The organism is Enterococcus sp. M190262, assembly GCF_005843965.1.
Taxonomy (GTDB): Bacteria; Bacillota; Bacilli; order Lactobacillales; family Enterococcaceae; genus Enterococcus_D; species Enterococcus_D gallinarum.
This window is the reverse complement of record NZ_CP040462.1, coordinates 81,249-99,974: the sequence shown is the minus strand read 5'-3', so window position 1 is coordinate 99,974 and position 18,726 is coordinate 81,249. Positions and strand designations below refer to the sequence as shown.

The window sequence follows — 18,726 nt, the reverse complement described above, 5'->3', positions numbered from 1 at the left end:
CTCTAAGAGAAAATTACTTTTCTTTTAGAGGCTTTTTTCTATAGCTTGTTTAAATGTGACTTATTATCTGTTATAATCGTATTAAGTAACATTTGGGAGGCGGCTAAAAATGAAGAGCGTGGAACCGATTCGCGACAAAAAAAAGATCGATGCCATGAAGGCCATTTTGGCTTCCGGAAAATATGGGCAACGAAATTTGGTGCTTTTTTCGATTGGGATCAATACAGCATATCGAATCTCTGATTTAAGACAGTTAAAATTAAGTGATGTATTAGAAATTTCCCGTGGACGGGTGATTGTCAAAGAACGTCTGGCCATGAAGGAACAAAAAACGGCCAAACACAATTCGGTCTTCATTTCGAACAAATTACGAAGAGTGATTCTCGATTATGTTCAATCGGAATTTCCTGAACAGCTGCAAGTACATGATTTCAGTAATTATTTGTTTCCAAGTCGAAAAGGAGCAGATACGCCTTTGACCCGACAAAGCCTTTGGCGGATCATTCATGAAGCAGGAACGGCGGTTGGTTTAAAAGAAATTGGTCCCCATTCGATGCGCAAGACTTTTGGTTATTTTTTGTACAAGCAAGGGACTAAAACAGAGATCATTCAGTCGCTGCTCAACCATTCTTCGCAACGGGAGACTTTACGCTATATCGGGATCACCCAGGAAGATAAAGATACCGCAGTAAAAAGTTTGGATCTATGACAGAATAATTCCCTATATAATAGAAGGAAAAATTCAAGAGGTGAGAAAATGAGCGAAGAAAAGCGTCCTAAATTTCCTGATAAATACCACTTATCGCGCAAAGAGTCTGTCTATTTATTGAAGAAAAACATTGTGGAACTGGTGTATAATGCGGGTAAATTTGAAGGATTGAATACAACGTTGTTACAAACAGAAGAGATTATTAAGTATAATCGGGCCAATAACGTGGCGGTAGATGATGTCCTGACCGTCGTTAACTTAAAAAGAGGCTTTGAACTGCTTTCAAACGACGTACAAGAGCCTCTGTTAGAGACAAGTAAGCGGATTAATCGAGTCGTTTCAGCGGAAGATGCCCTTTTCCCTGGAGAAATTCGGACTGGTGGGGTAGAAGTATCAACTATTCAAGGAAGATATGTGCCACCAATGTTAACTGAAGATGAGGTAAAGAATCAATATGGCGAAATATTGAGACAAGATATATCTGACACGGAAAAAGCGTTAAGACTGTTTCTGTTTATATCAAAAAATCAAATTTTTGGGGATGGTAATAAGCGAACAGCATTATTAACAGCAAATAAAATTATGTTTGATCATGGTTTAGGCTTGTTGTCCATTCCTGAAAACGTATTTGAAAAATTTAATGAATTTCTTTCTGCTTATTACAATAGTGAAGAAGATATTGATGCAGAAAAGATCCTGGATTTTATGTATTCGAATTGCATTTTCGGAATTACTTATCGATAAAATTATTAAGGAGGGATTTCTTTGTCTAGTTTTGCAAGGAAGCCTACGGTATTTATTAGTTCAACCTGTTATGATTTAAAACAAATAAGAAGTGATCTTAAGAATGTTATAGAGAATGATTTAGGATTTGAAGTACTGTTGTCAGAATATTCGTCGTTCCCTATAGACCCTTCATTAGGAACCGTGGATAATTGTCTGCGGGTTGTACAAGAAAGGGCTGATATATTCATTTTGATTATAGGCAATAGGTATGGATACCAAACTGACAATGGAAAATCGGTAACTAACTTAGAGTACCTTAGAGCAAAAGAAAAGGGAATTCCTATTTATGCTTTTATTGATAAGAAAGTCATTCAAGGTATGCCATTATGGAAAGATAATCCTGAGGGGAATTTTGACTCTCTTGTAGATAACTCGGAATTGTTCAGATTTGTTGAACAAGTGATGTATGAAGATAGCACTTGGAGTTATGAATATGAGCTTGCTGAACAGATTTCGGAGCGATTAAAATTTCAATTTGCATATCTATTTTACGATTCTTTATCCTTAAGGAAAAAATTAGTACAAAAAAATTTCTCCAAAAAAATCATGGCTCTTAGCCCTAACATACTTCAAATCATTTTAGAAAAACCAGATGCATGGGAATATATCTTTTTTATTCAAATTCTATTAGAATTTTTGGGAGAAGCCGACGAACTAAAAAAAGATCTTCGTTATGAAATTATTCTTGAATTTCCAAATCCTATTACTGAAGATGGAGAAATATTTGAATGGATCAGTTACAAATACAATCAAATATTGAAGCTAACAAATGGATTATCAAATCTAGTAAATGTTGCTTTTCCTGAGGCTATAGGGGATCCTGGAACTAGGGGAGATATTGATTTTCTTCTTTATATAGCAGAGAAGTGGAAATCCATTTATTGTTCAATTATAAAATGGGAGCTAGAATTGATTTCTATAAGTGTACCAGAGAACACTCAAGAGCTAGTTTATTCTTTGCGAAAGATAAGTCAATCCTTAATCATTAATATTGATGACTTTAAGATAAAGTTATTTAACAGTCTTGAGAAGATAGCTAACCATACACCAGGTGAACAGACTCTAATAATAGATTTAGTGATGGAATTTACGGAGCCAGACTTTACTGAATTTAATAAAGAATTAGAGATTTTAAAGCAAAAGTTAGGAATTAGCTGAAAAAAGACTAGGAGTTTAACTCTCTTATATTAAGGAAAAACATACACTTGAGAATAAAATAATTTGAAGAAAATGTATATACGGTGTATACTTTTTATAGGAGCTGATATAAATGAACATAAAGAAGAGGAAAATAAGAGAAGTAGGCAACTCAATTGTTGTAACATTATCAAAAGAGAGTTTATTACAAAAAGGTTTGAAACCTGGAGATACTATTTTTATTGATGAAGATAAAATGATGGATGCAATTGTGAAGGAAGAAAGAAATTTAGATCTTGAAATTGATATGTATGTGAATCAGGCTCTATCAGAATATGATGAAGCATTCAAGGAATTAGTTGACAGATGATGTATCTGAGCGAAAAAGATATTGTAAAATTGAATGTTATTCAAATAAAAAAATATTCACCAAAAGAAACAGTTGGTGTCATTGATAAAAATGCTTTGAGTATGGCTGTAAATCAACCAAAACAGCATATTTTTGGAAAAGAACTTTATCCTGATGTATTCAGCAAAGCAGCAGTTCTCTTAATAAATCTAATCAAAAAGCATCCTTTTCACAATGCTAACAAACGTACAGCATTTTTAGCTGCATATGTTTTTCTCAAGTTAAATGGCTATTCATTAAAAATGGAAAATCAGAAAGTGGTTGAATTTGTAGTTAGAGTTGCTACGTATCAGGGTGAGTTTGATGATTTAAAAGAGACAACAACTGATATACTAAAAAATAATTCTATAAAGATTGATACAAAAAAATAGAAGCAAACTAGCAGTTCAGTTGATTCCGAAGCGTTAGTTTGCTTTTTATTTTAGTTTACATAAGATATATTATACAAAGTTATTTATTTTTACATTTATTATATTAATGGTTTCACATATAGTTTTTTAATTATGTAAACTAAATTCGATCGGTTTTGTTAATTATTAAGGATCAATTATTATCACTTTTAAGAGACTTTTCTATAAGAGAAAAGTCTCAACTATTTGCTGTAGTATTTCTAAGGTTGCAAAATTAGAATTTGTGTTATTCGTTAATAAAGTTTCAAGTAGTATTTTGGGGAAACTAACAAAGAAATATTAAATAACTTTTTTAGCAACTTAATCTTCAATTTACTATTTCTTTAAAATTTTTGAACCAAATAGATAATCATAAACTAAATCATTGATAAATACATTCATTCCTTCGTGACTATATTCTGGTAATATAATTATCTCTTTCTTTGTATTAATACGATTATAAATAGCAAACTGAGTAGATGGTGGGCAGACATTGTCTTCTAATCCGGTTATCATCATTATAGGGCATTGAATCATATGAGCTAAATTTTTCACATCAATGTAGGAAAGATGTTTCAAAAATTTTTCTTCTGTTTGATGCAATGGATCCGAAAACTTAAAATATCGAAACAATTCATCATAGGGTTCGCAATTATTTCCCAATTCCAATACACGCTTAAAGTCTGAAAGAAAAGGATACACTGCTACTGTTTTACTAATTCGATTATTTAAAGCAGCACATACTAAAGCTAATGCACCTCCTTGTGAAGCACCGTAAGTTAATAGCATGGTTTCATCTACAAAATCTAATGAAGCTACTATCTCCACTAATTGATACGTATCCAAATATATATCTTTATAAAACAGATGTTCTGGTCCATCAATTGCCCCACGAATAACTTGCCCTTTTACTGTCATTCCATTGAAGTTTCCTAAATCTTGTGATTTACCCGCTTGTCCCCTTACATCCATACACACTACTGCATAACCAGCACATACAAATTTTAGATTTTCTGTCCAATCAGGACTTTGTCCTTGATAACCATGAAAATAGAATACTACTGGAGCTTTGCTTACTCCTTTTGGAAATAAACATTTAGAATAAATGCTAGAACCATTATTTCCATTAAATATCAATTCATAACAATCTACAAATTCTAAATTGAAATCACACGAATTCAATTGATATGACGGAATCTCTGCAACCGATTTTATTTGATTTTTCCAAAAAGCATCCATATCTGGAGGCAACGTTTGACGACCTTTATACCTTCTCATTTCATCTAAAGACATAGTTTCAATCATCTTCAACACTCCTTCAATGACCTTTGGCGATTCATGAAATGATAAAACGCACCTAACATCCCTGCATCATTTCCATGATGAGCAAAAGTTAAATTTATTTTTTCAGCTATAGTTGGCAATAAATATTTATATAAAGCTCTTTCAATACGATTCTTTAAAAAAACTTCTTGAACCATAATCCCTCCACCTAAAACAACAGTTTGTGGGTTTATTACATAGCATATTGTTGCTATCCCTTGACCTAAATAATCTGACATTTGATCAATGGCGTCAATACATTTTTGATTCCCTGCTTTTGCTTCCTCAAAAATACGATATCCATCCCATTCTATTGAGTTATCCCCATGAGCTTTAGCCACATTTTTTACTAGTGTTGTTGTAGAAGCTAACTCCTGAAAACTAGCTTGTCCCATAGGTAAATACCCTATCTCACAAGCACTGTTACTATAACCATGAAAAACCTCAGAATCTATAAGGAAGCACCCTCCAATTCCTGTTCCGATAGTTAAACAGAGAGTAGATCTACTTCCTTTTGCACTTCCTGAAATTACTTCAGCCATCCCAGCACAATTTACATCATTTTCAATTTCACATGGAATACTATAACGCTTTTCTAATATTTTTTTATACTCTGTTCCAGCATAATTAGGGATAGAAGGTCCTGAATAAAAAATTTCTCCTTTCTCTGAATCAACCATACCTGCTGAAGATAAACAAATGCCTGAAAGTAAGTATTTATCTTGGTATTCATCAATTATCTTAATTACTTTTGAAAGAATACCTGGTCCACCTAATTCTGCTTCTGTAGGAATTTTATTTTTTCTTATCAGGCTTCCATTTTGGTCAACTATTCCATATTTTATCATGGTGCCACCTATATCAATCACCACATATTTTTTCATTGTTTTATCTCCGATTACTTAATAAATTTTTCTTTTGTTAATTGAATTAATGAAGCAGCTCTCCGAATAGATTCGAAATCACTTTCAATAAATGGTGTTAAAGGCGCTCTTACTGAGCCAATATCCATTTCTTCATTAATTCGTAAAATTTCTTTTGCTACAGAATACATATTTCCATAACATGACACCATTAAAGCAATAATATCGTTAATTACATATTGTAATTCCTTAGCTAAATCAATTTCTCTATCTTCGATAAACTGATTTAACTGTAAAAATAATTCTGGCATAACAGCATAAGTTCCACCGATTCCTGCTCTAGCTCCCATTAAACGACCACCCAAAAATTGTTCATCAGGTCCATTAAAAACAATATGGTCTTTTCCACCTAAAGCAGAAAAGATTTGAATATCTTGTACAGCCATTGAAGAGTTTTTAACTCCTATAATGTTTTTATTTTTTAACATTTCACTATAAAGTTTTGGTGTTAAAGAAACACCAGCTAGTTGAGGAATATTATAAATAATAAAATCAGTATTTGGTGCAGCATCACTTATATTATTCCAATATTTAGAAATGGAGTACTCAGGCAAACGGAAATAAATAGGTGGAATGGCAGCAATAGCATCAACACCTAGACTTTCTGCATGTTTTGCTAAAACAGTACTATCTTTCGTACTATTACATGCTACGTGAGCAATAATCGTAAGTTTATCTTTAGCTACTTCCATTACATTTTCCAAAACTATTTTACGATCTTCTACACTTTGATAAATACACTCTCCAGATGAACCATTAACATATAGGCCTTTAACCTTTTTATCAATAAAATATTGAGTTAATTTTCTAACTCTTTGGGGAGAGATTTCCCCTTTTTCGTCATAACATGCATAAAAAGCTGGTATTATTCCTTCATATTTTGTTAAATTCTTCATTGATTTATTCTCCTCTTTTAATAATTGGCTGTAATTGTCGAAACAAATCTTTTAGTAATGATTTGTGGACGAGTAATAATAGAACCTACGACTACACTATAACATCCTAATTCTAATACTCTTTTAGCTTTCTCAGGCGTATCAATATTTCCTTCCGCAATTACTGGATGTGAAACATTGTCTATAGTTTTACGGATAAACTCGAAATCATTAGCTTCAATTTTTATTGTCTTACTTTGCTCTGTATATCCAACTAACGTAGTTCCAATGAAGTCAAACCCTAACTTATCAGCAAATATACATTCTTCTATTGTGGAACAATCTGCCATCAATAGTTGATCTGGATACTTTGTCTTGATAGAATTAAAAAAGCTTTCAAGAGACTTCCCTTTTGGTCTGATATTACTTGTTGCATCTAGAGCTATGATATCAGCTTTTGCTTTGACTAATTCATCAATTTCTTTCATCGTTGCTGTAATATAAACACTTGAATCATTATAATCACGTTTTACTATACCAATTACTGGCAAATCAATCATTTTCTTTATTTCCACAATGTCATTATAGGTATTTGCACGGATACCAGCGGCACCACCTTCTTGAGCTGCAACTGCCATTCTTCCCATAATAAAAGATGAGTGCAGTGGCTCGTCTGGTAATGCTTGACAAGATACAATTAAATTTCCTCTTATACTTTCAATTTTTTTCATAATTAATACCTCCAGCAAATAATATACAGATATATATACTATTAAAATGTACATAATGTAACGTTAATTAATTTGTCGAAAAGATAAATTAAAAATATTAAACAATTATTATTCCTAGCAAATATCCTCTATGATGGACTTATTCAATAATTGATTAATCATTTTTAAATAATAAAGATATATTAAAAGCTAATAAATGTTAGTAGTATTCTTCTATAAATTTCAAAATTTATATTTCTAGAACAATCTATCTACCACTGCCTGTGAACTTCTATGTTGATTTCTAACACTGCATTCCTTATTTCTTTGGTAGTATGTGGTATAAAGTAAATCCAGAAGATAAATTTGACTAGTTTTAACAGTTAACGATCCTCCTTCTAAAGGAGATTCCTTACTACCACATAATAGAATTTCATCTGTATATTTAGTTAAAGGTGATTTCTGGTATCGAGTAATACCAACTATTTTAGCATGAGTTTCTTTAGCAATATCAGCAATATTAACAATATCTTTCGTTGATCCTGAATAAGAAATCAAAAAAACTAAATCATCTTCTGTTAACAAAGATGCAGCCATTGCTTGCATATGAGCATCTTGAATAATTCTTACTTTTGGAGTGATTCTTAAGAACTTATTCCAAAAGTCTTGAGCTGTTTGGGCACTTCCTCCAACTCCAAAAAAGAAAATAGAATTTGCCTTCTCCATCATTTCCACAATACGAGTAATAGCTTTTAAATCTAATAATTGATAGGTTTCCTTAATTGCCTCAAATTGCCGATCCATCCGTTCTTTTTCGAATCCAAAATCTTGACTTTCATCTTCTGTATCATTTGTTCTACTAGAAGCCAGATAAAGAGAAAGTTCCATTTTAAATTCTTGATAACCTCTAAATTTCATTGTTTGGCAAAAACGATACACACTAGTTTCCCCAACCCCACAAGCATTTGCTAATTCTGTAATAGACATGTAAATTATATTTTCTTTGTCCTTCAATACATAATCAGCAATTTTTTTCTCAGCTTTTGTTAATTGGTTATATCGTGTTTGAATTTTTAAAATTAAATTAACAGGTCTTTGCATTCTTTTTCACTCCTTCTCTACCTGGCTAAAGTATCATTAAACAGCAATTTTTACTATGCATTTCCTAACTTTTTTACTTTTTTCTGTCATTCTATTAGGTTCATGCGCCTCATTAGGAAGAAATAATGCAAAGTATTTAGGAGATAGGTATAATTCTTGTCTTCGACTTGAGAATACTAAACCATAGTCATTTTTATTACTATATTCTTTAATTTCTGTAATATCACCAAATCCATAAGCAATAGTTTCCTCACCATCTATGATTATATGAAGATCTATATATTTTTTATGATACTCATACTCACCTGTAAAAACACTATTTAATTTCTTGTCTTGGATCATAAATAGAATATTTTCATTTAAAGAATATCTCCAATCTAAAGGTAAGGAATCGATATCTATATTTTCTAAATACTCTATGACCAATCCTAGATTAGGGTGAAAATTTTTATATTTTTTCAAATTTTTTAATTGATCATAAATCATTTTTCAGGCTCTCCTTGCTCGTTTAAAGCTTTAGAACGCCTTAATCCTCGATCGATAGCCTTATCTCCAGCTTCAACAAATGCATCTAATGCTTCTTTGGATGTCTTTTCACCTGTTAATGCTGCTTGTATTTCTGGATAAAGCGCATTTCTAATTTCTGCATATCCTGGTGTATTATTAGAAAAATTTACCACGTATTTATCGTTATTTGTATATGTTTCAAGAAGTGGCATTTTATCTTTTTCTATTTCAATGATACTATTTCTCACAGGTAAAAAGTTCATGCTTGCTTGAACTAATTCTTTATTTTCTGAATAGAATTTAACAAAATCTTGAGCTAATTTCATTCTCTTTTCTCCATTAGTATTAAAGACTCCAGAACCAAGTACATAAGTAAAGGATAGTGGTTTTGTTTTTCCTGGAATATTAGCCAAACGGACATCAAACTTCTTAAGAGAACCATTATCCATACTTTCTAACATTCCTGCATACAAAACGGAATTGGCAAAACTTATACCGACCTGTTGATTTTGAAACATTGCATTTACATCATTACTTGAAAGAGATTCAGCTCCCGGAGTAACTAGTTTTTCCTTAACTAATTCTTTTAGGAAATCCAAGGCTTCTACTCCTTCTTTATCATTTACATTTAACTCACCATTAGTAGAGAAAAATGTGTTTCCAAACATTCTCAAATACATCATATTCCAGGTATCTCCTTGATTGTTTTTCGCATATAATCCAAACGGAGATACTTTACTATTGCTTTTCTTCAAAGAAGTTAATATTGTTTTAAAATCCTCAATAGTCCACTTAGCAATTTCTGTTTTTCCAGATATATAGCGATCTAGTCCTGCTTCTTTAAACATATCAGCGTTATAAACAAGCAAGCCTGGATTTTGCGCAAATGGGTAAAAGTATGTTTTATCTTTAATCATTACGTTGTCCCAAATTGCATTCGAGATATCATTACGGTTTTTATCATCAATAATAGAGTCGAATGGTTCCAACAATCCCTGATGAGCATATGTGGATAATACAAAAGTTGAATCAAAGAAAATATCTGGCAAAGTATTTGTTTGTACAGCTACACTTAATTTACTATCTCGTTCATCTCCAGGTACAACTTGAACATGAATTTTCGTTTCAGGATGTTTCTTTTCATACATATTGGCTGCTGTTTTCAAGAAACTATCATAATCAGCACCTTTTTCATCAGCTCCATATGTCCCTTTCCATTGTGGTGTTAACCAAACTTCTACTTCGTTTTGGGGAGGCTCTTTTTTTCCACATCCTGAAAATCCAATAATGATTAGACTAAATACTAAAATCATATACACTAATTTCTTTTTCATAAATAACCCTCCTTCTAATTATTCTTTTACTGAACCATCTGTTGCGCCCTTAATAAAGAAACGTTGAAACATGAAAAAGATAATAATCATCGGTAAAGCAGCAATAGCTGCGCCAGCAACCCGTAATCCAATATTAGGATTCACATCTTGTTGCAAGCTGGCTACCCCTATCGTTAAAGTCTTCATCTCTTTACTACGAGCCATTAACAGTTGCCACAAATAGTCATTCCATGCAGTAACAAAATTTAAAATAAACAATGCACCTAACCCAGGTTTTACAATTGGAATACATAATTTATAAAAAATTGTCCACTCATGAGCACCATCAATTTTAGCAGATTCTCGAATTGACTCTGGAATAGATTTAAAATAGGAATACAACATAAACGTACCAAATCCTGTTGCTAAATTAGGTACAATCATTGATTGATAGGTATCAATCCAATTCAATTTCACCACAACATCAAATAAAGGAACAATAAATGTTTCTTTTGGAATCATGATTGATGCAATTACAACTAAAAATAAAACTGTTCGTCCTTTAAACTTTAATTTAGCAAAACCATACGCAGCCAAAGCTGAAATAATCACACTTAAAAGGGCAGTAAAAAAAGCTACAACAAAACTGTTTGTGATCCACTGCATAGCAGGTTGGCCTTGAAACAATTCATTTAAATTACCAAAAAACCATTTATTTGGTAAAACATTAGGTGGCATTTGATAGATTTCTGCTGATGTCTTAAAAGTATTTGTTAGTAACCAAAATAAGGGAAGTAAAAATAATAGAGCTAACACAAACACTATAATATTTGTAATCAAATCGAATTTTTCCATTTGTTTTAACTTATTTAACATATGATTTTCCCTCCTAAATTATTTTGACTTCAAAAATGATTTCAATTGTGGAATGCTAAATAACAGAGCAATGATAAACATTAGAACTCCAATTGATGAAGCCATACCTGTATTGTTATAAACAAAGGCATTTTGATATAAGTAGTACATCATTGTCACAGATGCATTGTTAGGTCCACCACCAGTCAATAACTGAATAACAACAAAGATTTTAAGAACCGCAATAATATTGATAACCGTTAAATATGCTGTTGTTGGTTTCATTAACGGAATAAGTATATATTTAATTCTTTGCCATCTGGTTGCACCATCTAATTGAGCTGCTTCAAAATAGTCTTCTGGCAAACCAATCATTGTTGCTAAATACAAAATAATAGCTTGCCCTACATTACCTACAAATGTAACAAAAATAATAACTGGCATAACTGTCATTGGATTTCCTAATAAATTTACATCTTTAATCCCAGCATTTCCCAACATATAGCTTATTAATCCATTTGATGGATTCAATAAAAAATTCCAGATAATACTCATTACTACCATAGAAACCATAACCGGCAAATAATAACTTCCTCTAATAAAAGAAACATACTTAGAGTTTTTATCAAAAACGCTTGTTGCAACAAACAAAGCAAAAACAATTGTTAAGACTACAATAGCAACTACAAAAAGAATTGTATTAAATATAGATTTTAGAAAAACCGGATCTGTAAAAAGATTTTTAAAATTTTCAAATCCTACAAAATAAGAATCCATACCATATACTTCATAAAAACTCATTTTAAAGCCCTTGATTACTGGATAAATAATAAAAATCAGCATCAGTAATATTTGTGGAGCAATGAATAGATAGCCAGAATAATGATTATTAGCAAAAATATTTTTTTTGTTTTGATTCATCATTAATAATTCCTCCTATTTTTATAATTAATACACTAGATTTACAAAAAAATTCAACTAATCTCTCCTTTCATTATAGATTCTAAAACACTAAGCACCTTGTTGGTTGCGCTTTCATATATATTGTACTATTAAAAATAAAAAAAGAAAACACTTTTTTTATTTTAAAAAAAAGGAAATTTCTTTTTTGATACTATATAATACACGGATTTCAGTAAAAATTTATCTTTAAAAACTGATTGATTTTTACCAGCTTTAAAAAAGTGGTCACAATTTGTTAGTCCTTTTAAAGGGATTTTTTTATGATTGTCAAGCGCTTGCAAGCTTATTTATTTTTATAGATTTACGTACTCTTGTTTACTAACATTATATTTGATTCAATCACTATTATTCCCGAATATATTTTTTATGGATTGAGGTTAGATTTCATTTTTTTAAATAGCCCATAAAACTGGAAATAATGATATTCGGTAGTATTCTTACTAACAGTTGAATATGGCCAGATGTTGTATGAGTTTCAAAAATTGTAACATCTTTTATCTTACACAATTCTCTTACTATCTAACTAATAGTTAATTTTCATTTTCCATAAGGCATTTTTGTCGATATTTCGGGAATTAATACTATGTAATACGTAGTACGAGCTAAACTTTTATCGCTAAATCTATCTCGTCCACGCATAGAAACGTACGGTTTTTTTGTTTCGTTCGCGTAGCGAACGAAACTGACTAAAGTCAATAATGAAAATGGGGCTGATGAATCAATTCTGATTCATCAGTCCCATAAGTTATAGAGCCGGTTTTTTTATATCTAACAATGATGAAAGTTTAGCACAACTTGTCGGTTCGTGTTGACAAACAGACCATTTTTTAATATTAAATTCTTTTTAATAGAATTGATTTTTACATTTTAATATGATCTGTACGTGAGATAACATCACGACGTTGTTCTGGTGTTAAGTCGCGAAATTTCACTGCATATCCAGAAACACGAATCGTAAAGTTCGCATATTTTGGATTGTCAATATCTTTATCCATTTCTTCTAGCAGTTCACGACCAAAGACATTGACATTCAAGTGGTAGCCGCCCTTATCAAAATAGCCATCTAATACTTGTCGTAGGTTATCCACTTGCGTTCCTTCATCATCCATACGGCCTAATGCTCCAGGATTAATGGTTTGTGTGTCGGAAATACCATCTTGCGCACAAGAGTAGTTCAATTTCGCTGTTGAGTTTAATGAAGCTAGTAATCCATTTTTCTCACCTAAGAATTTACCATCTTGATAACTTGGATTTGCTCCTGGTGCTAATGGTTTTCCTGCACGGCGACCATCTGGTGTATTTCCAGTATTTTTGCCATAAACGACATTTGAAGTGATTGTCAACAATGATAATGTTGGTGTTGAGTTACGATAAGTATGTTGACGTTTGATTTGAGTCATGAAGTACTCAAGAATCCAGTTTGCCATTTCATCCGCTTCGTCATTGTCATTTCCATAAGTTGGAAATTCATTTTGTGGGACATAGTCGATGGCTAAACCATCTTCATCACGGATAACTTTTACATTTCCATATTTAATTGCCATCAATGAATCGGTTGCGTGAGAAATCCCTGCAATACCAGTTGCGAATGTACGTTTCAGATCAGTATCCATTAATGCTAATTGTGGAGCTTCATAAGCATATTTATCATGCATATAATGGATTACGTTCAAAGTGTTTACATATAGCTCAGCTAACCAGTTTAAAACATCTTTGTAGCTTTCCATAAATTGATCGAAATCGATGCTATCACCTTCTAGAGGACGGAAGCGTGGGCCAACTTGCATTTTCGTCATTTCATCAATGCCACCGTTAATTGCATAAAGTACTGCTTTTGCTAAGTTTGCTCGGGCACCGAAGAATTGCATATCTTTTCCAATTACTGTCGCAGAAACACAGCAAGCAATTGCCGCATCATCTGATCCCCAGTATTGGCGTAATAAATCATCGTTTTCAAATTGAATTGAAGAGCTTTGCTTGGCTACTTTTGCTGCATAAGTACGGAAGCCTTCTGGTAAACGGGAAGAATATAACACAGTCAAATTTGGTTCTGGTGAAGGTCCCATGTTAGTCAATGTATGCAAGATACGGAAATCATTTTTGGTTACTAATGAGGATCCATCCATATTCATACCAGCTATTGATAGTGTCGCCCAAATTGGGTAACCAGAGAATAATTGGTTGTATTCTGGTGTACGAGCAAATTTTACCATGCGTAATTTCATAATTAAGTGATCAATCATTTCTTGAGCTTCAAATTCAGTAATCAATCCACGATCTAAATCACGTTGGATATAAATATCAAGAAATGCAGAAATACGTCCTATTGACATTGCTGCCCCGTTTTGAGATTTAATTGCTGCAAGGTACCCAAAATATAACCATTGAATTGCTTCTTGTGCATTAGTAGCAGGTTTTGAAATATCATAGCCATAACTTGCTGCCATCTCTTTCATATCAGCTAAAGCACGGAATTGTTCAGAAACTTCTTCACGTAGCTGTATTACGTCATTGGTCATTACTTTATTACCAATATTTTTCCAATCTTTTTTCTTTTCCTGCATTAAGAAATCGATACCATATAATGCTACACGACGATAATCACCAATGATTCGCCCACGTCCATAAGCATCAGGTAGCCCAGTAATAATTTTGTTTTTACGTGCTAAACGCATTTCATCTGTATAGGCATCAAAAACACCTTGGTTATGCGTTTTACGCCATTTATTAAAAATAAAGGACATTTCATCGTCTATTTCATATCCATTTGATTCCAATGCCTTATTTGCCATATTGATTCCACCAAAAGGCATAAATGCTTGTTTCAATGGGATATCTGTTTGTAGCCCAACGATTTTTTCTTCTTCCTTAATTAAGTAACCTGGTTTATGAGAAGTGATTGTTGCAGGTACATCGTTATCCATATCATAAACACCATTTTGCTTATGTTGAACTTCAAAAAGCTCCTGTAACTTATTCCACAATTTTTCTGTACTAGAGGCTGCTACTTCTAAAAAGCTATCATCTCCTTTGTACTCTGTGTAATTACGTTTGATAAAGTCTAATGTATTAACTTCGTGCTGCCAGCGACCTTCGTTAAAACCTTCCCAAGGATTTTTCTCCTGTGCTACAGTTTTTCCAGCTGTTTTACTTTCCATATTTGTACTCCTTTGTTAAATAGTTTCAATTTTAATTTAAAATAATTATAGCAAAGGAATTTATTTTAAGAAAGGGCTTTTTTACTTTCATATTGTTGAAAATCCTTTTAAAATAATGATAATTCTTTTATTTATTTAGAATAAACTGTTATATTTTTTGTTATAATAGTTTATGTAATTGATAATGAAAGATTCTATACGATAGTCAATATTGCTCAATAATAAACAATTTTATTTATCTCTGCTAAATGAAAAACAGATAACTGATACAGAATATATTGTGAAAAAGTTCTCTCTCTAAATTCTCATGGTATATCTTTTCTCATAAAAATATTTAAAAATATTTTTATGAGTTTGTAGGATCGTGTTCTACAATACAGAAAAATAAAGAGAATGTGGAATGTTACCATCAATCTTTAGATCAAATATTTCCCTAGAAAACAATTTATAATCTTTTCTGGAACATTCAATTATTTCTTTTTGAGTTATTTTTTCAAATGGATTATATGTTTTTTCAAAGTTGGTTGGTAAAAGTGTTAAAATAATTTGTAAGCGTGCATCTAATCCAAGAATTTTGGAGTGTATCTCGAAATAGTTACACGAATTTACCAAAGAAATATATTTTTTAATTTTTATACAGATTGCTTTGATCTCAACTAAAACTAATGGATAATAGTCTATAAGATAGGAATCCATGCAAATTTGATCAAAATAGGAAAAATAATCCTCTTCATTCAAGAATGTTTTTATCTCTTTCATAAAATAATTACTTCCTTATTCTTTCTTTATTTTCTATTTGTAAAATAGTTATTATTTTTAACTTGTGGACTTTTCTTTAATTAATACTAAATTTCTTCACTCATAATCCTTTCATTTAGTATTTTCTTTTTTCCATATTTCAAAATGCTTTTTGTCTAATTTTTTTAAAGAATAATCTTTTTCAAAATATTTAAATAACCCTTTTTCAAATTCATTTCTTGGTTTAGGATTATACTTTTTTTCTTTTTTCCCCACATTATCAACTCTCCAATATTAATTTTTCCTTATCTATAAATTATCAAAATAACAATTGTAATAAAAGTTTTTTTAGATTATACAATTATTTTAACGTGAAATAATATGTATACTTATTTCTGAGATCATAAAAAGACTAGGCGATTCAGTAATTTTGTAACACTATACTTTAAATAGGTATACAAGGATGCTACTTCCGAAAGAAAGGTAAGTGATGTCTGTCGTTAATTTTTGTAAAGGTTATTTGGTGTTCCAATCCTTTTGGATAAGGTTGTCAAAAGCTTTATGTTGCGGTCCGGTATGACGATATTTTTTTTCTTTTGCTCTGCAGTTCCAGTCTTTTCGTTTCATGATACACGGCACTTTATTGATATCTATTGTAAATTCACAACTCAAAAAGGCATGAATTTTGCGATGCCCAAATAGAGAATGTTTCTCGTGAATTAATTGATGAATTCGTTCCTCTATAGATGTTATTACTGTTGATATGAGTTTTCTATTCCTGTAGAAAGTGCTTCTTGATAAATCCAAACAACCGTGTCAGCTTAGAGATTGACAATTGATTTTTGTGCTTTTCAATGAAATGAACAATATTTTCTTTTGTCACCATCTTTTGTTTGAGATAAAATTCTCCACTTAGATACCATTTTTCCAATTATATATAGCTCCTCTTCCTGGGATACTGAATTCTTCTTGAAGATAAGAAGCTGACTCTCCTTTCAATAAGCGCTCTTATTTTTCTTATAACAATTTAAAAAATGTTACTTTGTGCTAAACTAATCGTTAGATTTGCATAATTAGACTTGCGTTGCGCGTTAGTGAAGTTTCACGCAGCGCTCTTTTTGGAGGAGTGAGTAAAGGGCGAGATACAAGAATCTGATTCCCCCCTATCCTAGTATTAATTGAACTTATAAAGGAAAAGAAATACTTACTTTAGTTGTGCCAGCTTGATATAGATACTTTTGAAGTGATCCTGGATAAATTCAAATATAGCAATGACAAAAGAGTGAGCCTATAATAGATTCGCTCTTTTATTATTATTGACTTTAGTCAGTTTCGTTCACGTAGCGTACGAAACAAAAAACGCGCGTTTTTATGTGTAGATGAAATAGATTTAGCGATAAAAAACTCCTTTCGATATACTAACGATGGCTACCAACTGTGTATCAGATCGAAAGGAGTTTTTTTATGTTTAACGACAATAAAAGTTTAGCACATACGAGATGGATATATGAGATGAAAGACGTTAAAATTATTGAAGCTCATGAAATTCCTGACCACATTCAACTGTTAGTAAGAATACCGTCAAAGATTAGTATTTCTAGTTTTATGAGCTATTTAAAAGGACGAAGCGTAGCCTTAATCCATGAAAAACATGCAAATTTGAAATATAAGCATGGGAATAAAAGCTTTTGTTCCAAAGGATAATACGTGAGTACGGTTGGGTTAAATCAAAAAACAATTGAAAAATATATTCGAGAACAAGAAGATGATAATCGAATTAGAGATGGTATAAGTAAGAGTATGTAGATCCATTTAAATAGTTAAAGAGAGAGGGATGTGAGCAGTTGATGGTCATTTAAAGGGGCTAGCGAGTGGTGAGCCATTCTAGGGCTGTTAAAAATCCACCCGTTTTCACGGGTGGATATCTACTTTGTTGATTCAGTTGCCCCCTAGACCTATTGAAGTGTCATCTGAGACATTGAATTGCTTACCAATTCATTCAGAATCTGAGTGTCTGGGTGTTCTATTGAGACAATGGGATTATCACCTAAAAATCCGTTTTTTATTAAGTTATCTAGTCGAGTGTCTTTCTTTATGGAATCTTCGTTTTCATGAACTGTTTCATATTCTTTTAGTGCTAAATATTGCTGTTCATTGATTTTACAAATTTTATTCTTATTCGTATCATACAAATAATTACTAATTGGTGTATTAATGAGTTTATATAAGATCATTTCTATACCCCTCATTTCTCAAAAGAATATTAAATACTAATAGATGATTATAAATTTGCCTTTACCATCATTCCCTCTTTTACCATCATTTCCTTTTTTGCCAGGCTCCCCCTTTCTGCCTGAAACCCCTCTTTTACCATGGTTTCCTTTACTACCTGGATTTCCTCCTGAAAAGTCGTCATGCTCCTTAAACATTTCATCTATAGTATGAGATGGATTTGGATAAATAAATGATTTCGCTTCTACAGCATTTAAATTCAAAAGAAAAAAGCCAGTGAGTAGCAAAATGGTTATCGAAAATTTCTTGCATTTTTTTAACATTAAAGTTTCCTCCCGAAATCTATATATTTTAAATCAACTTTTGAAACGTTTATAAACCCCTTATTTGCTATAACTATTTAAACTATTGCATAGGGTTGATTTGTCCTTGTACTAGTGTACTTAGGGCGAGATCTGTATACATCGAGATTAGAAATTCTTTTTTCCCTCATTTGCAAATTAACTTTGCCATACTAAAATTATAAATGTGAAAAAGTGCACATTAGGTTTTACTTCTACTACATTATTTATAAAAATCCTAAATGAGAATACTTAAT

General features: G+C 31.7%; 21 protein-coding genes and 1 pseudogene. 6 read left to right on the top strand and 16 right to left on the bottom strand.

Annotation, left to right across the window (positions count from 1 at the left end):
• The first annotated feature begins 109 nt into the window (after nt 1-109).
• The 5 genes from FE005_RS16215 (at nt 110) to FE005_RS16195 (ending at nt 3,412) form a co-directional block, all read left to right on the top strand.
• On the top strand, nt 110-709 hold the full coding sequence (locus FE005_RS16215; protein ID WP_138372291.1) for a tyrosine-type recombinase/integrase: 600 nt from the start codon (nt 110-112) through the stop codon (nt 707-709).
• 48 nt (nt 710-757) lie between these two features.
• Nucleotides 758-1,453 (top strand): Fic family protein, encoded by a 696-nt coding sequence (locus FE005_RS16210; RefSeq protein ID WP_138372290.1) that lies wholly within the window; start codon nt 758-760, stop codon nt 1,451-1,453.
• A gap of 21 nt (nt 1,454-1,474) precedes the next feature.
• Nucleotides 1,475-2,653, top strand: a complete 1,179-nt coding sequence (locus FE005_RS16205; protein ID WP_228081223.1) for a DUF4062 domain-containing protein — start codon at nt 1,475-1,477, stop codon at nt 2,651-2,653.
• A 112-nt stretch (nt 2,654-2,765) separates the two neighbouring features.
• Nucleotides 2,766-3,002, top strand: a complete 237-nt coding sequence (locus tag FE005_RS16200) for an AbrB/MazE/SpoVT family DNA-binding domain-containing protein (protein WP_103301348.1) — start codon at nt 2,766-2,768, stop codon at nt 3,000-3,002.
• Nucleotides 2,999-3,412, top strand: coding sequence for a type II toxin-antitoxin system death-on-curing family toxin (locus FE005_RS16195; protein WP_103301347.1), 414 nt, complete (start codon nt 2,999-3,001; stop codon nt 3,410-3,412). The genes FE005_RS16200 and FE005_RS16195 overlap by 4 nt, the downstream gene beginning before the upstream one ends.
• A gap of 354 nt (nt 3,413-3,766) precedes the next feature.
• Here the strand turns inward: FE005_RS16195 and FE005_RS16190 are convergent, their stop codons facing one another.
• From FE005_RS16190 to FE005_RS16930, 14 genes are all read right to left on the bottom strand, one after another.
• Nucleotides 3,767-4,735 carry an acetylxylan esterase gene (locus tag FE005_RS16190; protein ID WP_138372289.1) on the bottom strand — a complete coding sequence of 323 codons (969 nt, stop codon included), beginning with the start codon at nt 4,733-4,735 and terminating at the stop codon, nt 3,767-3,769.
• A 2-nt stretch (nt 4,736-4,737) separates the two neighbouring features.
• Nucleotides 4,738-5,637, bottom strand: a complete 900-nt coding sequence (locus FE005_RS16185) for an ROK family protein (protein ID WP_138372288.1) — start codon at nt 5,635-5,637, stop codon at nt 4,738-4,740.
• Between the two features lie 14 nt (nt 5,638-5,651).
• Nucleotides 5,652-6,572 (bottom strand): dihydrodipicolinate synthase family protein, encoded by a 921-nt coding sequence (locus FE005_RS16180; RefSeq protein WP_077454663.1) that lies wholly within the window; start codon nt 6,570-6,572, stop codon nt 5,652-5,654.
• Between the two features lie 17 nt (nt 6,573-6,589).
• Nucleotides 6,590-7,285: an N-acetylmannosamine-6-phosphate 2-epimerase gene (locus FE005_RS16175; RefSeq protein WP_077454677.1), complete on the bottom strand. Its 696-nt coding sequence runs from the start codon at nt 7,283-7,285 to the stop codon at nt 6,590-6,592.
• A gap of 234 nt (nt 7,286-7,519) precedes the next feature.
• Entirely contained in the window at nt 7,520-8,362 is an 843-nt protein-coding gene (locus FE005_RS16170; protein ID WP_077454664.1) for a MurR/RpiR family transcriptional regulator, read from the bottom strand.
• A gap of 36 nt (nt 8,363-8,398) precedes the next feature.
• Nucleotides 8,399-8,848, bottom strand: coding sequence for a YhcH/YjgK/YiaL family protein (locus tag FE005_RS16165; protein ID WP_077454665.1), 450 nt, complete (start codon nt 8,846-8,848; stop codon nt 8,399-8,401).
• Entirely contained in the window at nt 8,845-10,203 is a 1,359-nt protein-coding gene (locus FE005_RS16160) for an ABC transporter substrate-binding protein (protein WP_138372287.1), read from the bottom strand. The genes FE005_RS16165 and FE005_RS16160 overlap by 4 nt, the downstream gene beginning before the upstream one ends.
• 18 nt (nt 10,204-10,221) lie before the next feature.
• A complete protein-coding gene (locus FE005_RS16155; protein ID WP_138372286.1) occupies nt 10,222-11,058 on the bottom strand; it encodes a carbohydrate ABC transporter permease in 837 nt (278 codons plus the stop codon).
• An 18-nt stretch (nt 11,059-11,076) separates the two neighbouring features.
• Nucleotides 11,077-11,961, bottom strand: a complete 885-nt coding sequence (locus tag FE005_RS16150; RefSeq protein WP_103301341.1) for a carbohydrate ABC transporter permease — start codon at nt 11,959-11,961, stop codon at nt 11,077-11,079.
• Between the two features lie 423 nt (nt 11,962-12,384).
• The gene (locus FE005_RS17115; RefSeq protein ID WP_228081225.1) at nt 12,385-12,507 is read right to left on the bottom strand and encodes a transposase; all 123 of its coding nucleotides are present in this window, start codon (nt 12,505-12,507) and stop codon (nt 12,385-12,387) included.
• 353 nt (nt 12,508-12,860) lie between these two features.
• Complete coding sequence (gene pflB / locus FE005_RS16140; protein WP_138372285.1) at nt 12,861-15,158, bottom strand: formate C-acetyltransferase; 2,298 nt, start codon at nt 15,156-15,158, stop codon at nt 12,861-12,863.
• 369 nt (nt 15,159-15,527) lie between these two features.
• Nucleotides 15,528-15,917 carry a hypothetical protein gene (locus FE005_RS16135; protein ID WP_103301339.1) on the bottom strand — a complete coding sequence of 130 codons (390 nt, stop codon included), beginning with the start codon at nt 15,915-15,917 and terminating at the stop codon, nt 15,528-15,530.
• A 111-nt stretch (nt 15,918-16,028) separates the two neighbouring features.
• Nucleotides 16,029-16,172 (bottom strand): hypothetical protein, encoded by a 144-nt coding sequence (locus FE005_RS16935; protein ID WP_167757196.1) that lies wholly within the window; start codon nt 16,170-16,172, stop codon nt 16,029-16,031.
• 496 nt (nt 16,173-16,668) lie between these two features.
• Nucleotides 16,669-16,827 carry a hypothetical protein gene (locus FE005_RS16930; RefSeq protein WP_175413588.1) on the bottom strand — a complete coding sequence of 53 codons (159 nt, stop codon included), beginning with the start codon at nt 16,825-16,827 and terminating at the stop codon, nt 16,669-16,671.
• 533 nt (nt 16,828-17,360) lie between these two features.
• Between FE005_RS16930 and tnpA the strand changes: the two are divergent.
• Nucleotides 17,361-17,716: pseudogene (gene tnpA, locus FE005_RS16130) on the top strand (IS200/IS605 family transposase).
• A gap of 135 nt (nt 17,717-17,851) precedes the next feature.
• On the opposite strand, the gene FE005_RS16125 reads toward tnpA, so the two are convergent.
• A complete protein-coding gene (locus tag FE005_RS16125) occupies nt 17,852-18,130 on the bottom strand; it encodes a hypothetical protein (RefSeq protein WP_138372284.1) in 279 nt (92 codons plus the stop codon).
• Nucleotides 18,131-18,166: 36 nt separating this feature from the next.
• The gene (locus tag FE005_RS16120; protein WP_138372283.1) at nt 18,167-18,451 is read right to left on the bottom strand and encodes a collagen-like protein; all 285 of its coding nucleotides are present in this window, start codon (nt 18,449-18,451) and stop codon (nt 18,167-18,169) included.
• Between the last annotated feature and the right edge of the window lie 275 nt (nt 18,452-18,726).